Origin of the sequence: Succinimonas sp., from assembly GCF_045225735.1 — a bacterium.
Classification (GTDB): domain Bacteria; phylum Pseudomonadota; class Gammaproteobacteria; order Enterobacterales; family Succinivibrionaceae; genus Succinimonas.
Map to the genome: position 1 here is coordinate 1 of NZ_JBGVBR010000409.1, position 3,576 is coordinate 3,576.

The following is a 3,576-nucleotide window of genomic DNA, read 5'->3' on the forward strand; positions in this document are numbered from 1 at the left end:
CCGGAGTCATGCCGGTGCGGGTTACCAGAATGGTGTTCTTTCCGGCATCGGAGCTGATCCCGAAATCAATGAGAACGATATGCTCCCCGGTGTCATCCGGTATCAGGTTGCCGGGCTTGAGATCCTTGTGCAGAATTCCCGCATCATGAAGTGCTTTAAGGCCTTCAATCACTGAAGGGATAATGAAGCTGCGGAGCTCATCTTCGGAAAATCGAATCCCCTGTGCCAAAAGATCGGAAAGAGCCTGCATCTCGTAATACGGGAGCACCGCATACTGATGCTTCTCATAGGTGCCGAAGCTTACCACGGGAGCCACGCAGGGATTATTGATTCCTTTAAGCTTTTCAATCACATCCGGCTTTACCGCATTCTCCCGGCGGTAGTATTTCAACACATAGCGTTTCCCCGCATGCGCCCCCGCGCCGGAACAGCGATAGATGTCTGCCTCTCCGGAGGTAACGGTCATCTTTTGCTCGGCATAAAAATCCCCCAGGGTTCTCCCGGTAAGATCCGGCACCGGGGATTCCCCGTCGTTAATCCGGGTTTTGCCGCGGAGTTTATCCAAGAAAGAGGCGTTTACTTTGGTTTCTGACATGCGAACTCCCGAAAAAACTTATCCCATCCCAACTGACGGATTTATGCCAACGGCTCTCTGCCTGAACAGCTTCTTTAACACAAAAACGGCTTATCAGCAGACAGATCCCGAAATTATCTATGAGTATCATGAGATTATCTCCGAATGCCCGGGATGATAGTTTGATAAAGAAGGCCTATTTGAAAAAAAATGGAAAAAACTTCGAACTTGGCTGTGTTTCTGCATCTCAGGGGCAGCCCTGTCCGTTCCGCTGCAAAGGCTGCTCCAGTTAAGAGAATAAGCGTCAGACATTTTGAAAGAGAACTCGGCTCTTTTCTCCGGGAACTCACAAAAATAGCCCCCGCCAAGAAGCAGGAGGAAGCACGGTAAGCCGTGCCAGATTCCCAGGTTAGAAGATTACAGATTCCAGATTAGCCGTAAAGCGGGCCGCACAGTGCCGTCATCATCATCGACGATGACACCAAATGGGCGGAGCGAACCGCCCGCACCTACGCACGAAGCGTAGTTCCGATCATTGCCAGGCGACCGCAGCCACCAATAACAACAGCCAGCTTTAACATAAGCCCCATGAGCTTTTGCCAGTTCCGTAGGCTGACACCTTCTTTCACGGTCACTCTTAAAATAACGTTCCGCCTCCGCAAGGCTGAGACAAAAAACCCGGTCCTGGGTATCATTTCCGCCACGGGTACGATGTTCCCAGTTATCGTCATTCGCCACCTCTGAGAGCTTAATCCTCTGCTGTTCCTCCTCCGTGAAGGCCGCCTTCATAAAATCATTGTTAAGCCACTTCCGCAGATCGCAGTCTTCCCAAGTGATGCTTCCGCCGCTATGATATTGCCTGCAATCAAGGCCGTAACGACTTACGAGGACGGCCTCATCGCCGTTAACCTCCAAAACCAGCCATTCAATGGGCTCCTTGACACTGCCGTTTTTCTGAGGGTAACTCCCAAACTTGATGAATTCCCCCTTCTTAATGGTTATCGGGGAATACCTGGTACCGTTAACCATAATGGGGGCGCCCTTTTCTCCGGAATGTTCCAAATCCTGAAGATCCTTTACCACCAGAGCTAACGCTTCAGCGTTCATAAGAGCCTCCAGCCCGGCTTTATGCTCCCGAACGAAATCAGATCCCCGGAGAGGCTTTTTGCTGCTTTCTGCTGCTAATTCTCTGGCAAATCCCGTAAAGCCTGTTGCATCTTTGAACACATATTCGTCAAGTTCAATAACGCTGTTTCCGGCGGCGATAACCGGAGCAACCACAGGTGCCATGGCGCTGACGTTACTAAGGGCGGCAAGGGCCTTCTCATGCTCCCGGACAAACCTCCTGATGCCGGCCGGGTTTTCCTTCCCCTTGCTTAAGATCTGATCCATAAAGCTCCGGAACTCCTCTGTGGATCTGAAGACGAGCTCATCAAAAGCCACCATTTGGTTTCTTGCGGCATAAAGAGCGTTCAGAATCTGCTTGCACCGATTGTCCCCGCGGAGCTCGGAAAGCTCCTTGCTGTGATTCTTTACAAAACGGCAGAGATAACCGGGCTCCTCACGCCCTGCTGCGATAACCTCATTAAGGTATGCCTCAAAGGTGGCTACAGTAGTAAAGATCCGGCTCCCCAGCACTATAAGACTTGCGGCAGCGTCTGTAAGAGGCTTAAGAGCGGCTTCGTATTCAGGATTTTTGCGGAGGTCGTCAATAGTGCTCCGATGCCGTTTCACAAACTCCAGAAGATAACCGGGATCGTTTTGTCCGCGGTTCAGGGTCTCGGTTACAAAGGGTTTAAAGGCCGCAATGTCAGGGAACATCTCCTCATCAAAGACGATGACGGCGTCATTTGCAGCATAAAGAGCGGCGATGTTTGTCTTTATGCCCGAAAAGGCTCTCGCCGCGCTGTCAAGGGAGTCCCGGTGAGCCTTTACAAAGCTTAAAAGGTAAGCGGGATCCTTTCTCCCCCGCTCCAAAACTCCGGCAATAAAGTCCCGGAATGCCTGTTCCCCGGTAAACAGATATTCTCCAATCCGGATAAAGCTTGCCACGGTCTTTTGCAGATTACCGAGAGAGTCTGTGCCCCAGACCTTTTCTGAAACCTGCTTCAGGGGAGTTTTATAGCGGTTCAGGAGACTCCGGATCTCGTAGGGCTTTTCTTCATGAACGAGCTTTTGGATATAGCTCTGGAACTCCTGACCGTTTTTGAAGTGATACTCGTTATCGCCGAAAACTGCCAATTTGGCGTCATCGCGGGCCTGGGAAAGAGCCTCCCGGGATGCGGCATCCGGAAGGTTATTTTCCAGAAAATCCAAATCCTTCTTGGCAGTCTCCATAAGCTTCATGTAGGCCCCGCGGTCTTTACTGACCAGAGCCGCCATTTCGTTTCGGAAGGCTTCGGGACTCTCATAGATTTTGCCCCCGACGGGAAGTCTCCGGTCTTCGCACAGGGAGTATCCCAGAATGAGGGCAAGTTCCGTATCGGATTCGGTATGCTCATTGTTTTTCCAGAGAGCGGCGGTTTTTGAAAAGAGATCCTTTACGGCGGTGTTCTTAAGAACGGTAACGGCGTAGTCCTCCGGAATTCCGGAGATCACAAACTCCTTTACCGCATTGGTCAAGGGATAGCTCTGGCCCCGGAGGCCATGGTTTTGGAGTGCTTCCTTTATTCCCGCATCAATAAAGGCCCGGCCCAGATCCTGAACGGAATTAAGAATCTGACCGTTAAAGCATATCTCCCTGACCTCCGGATTAAGGCTGTAAATGAGGGCGTACAGAATTATGGTATTAGCCCAGTGATTACCCGTATCCTTCCCAGCCAGCTTCTTCTCGGCATATTCGCAGAGAGCGCCCTTTTTCTCGCTAAAGGCATAGTAGTGATGGGAAAGAAAACCCCGGCCGAGATCCTTAAGCCCTGCCTCCGGCTGCTCCAGCATGGCCCGCAATAGATCCGTCTCCGCAGTGTAGGTTTTGCCGTTAAAGCGGTAAGCCTGAAAGGGAG

The 3,576-nt window shown here is 51.3% G+C and carries 2 protein-coding genes; both read right to left on the reverse strand.

The window, feature by feature from the left end; all coding sequences use genetic code 11:
* Positions 1 to 595: protein kinase domain-containing protein (locus ACJROR_RS14315; protein ID WP_406547691.1), on the reverse strand; the 595-nt coding region annotated here is incomplete at its 3' end.
* 396 nt (positions 596 to 991) lie between these two features.
* The coding region (locus ACJROR_RS14320; protein ID WP_406547692.1) for a DUF6273 domain-containing protein at positions 992 to 3,576 on the reverse strand (2,585 nt) is incomplete at its 5' end.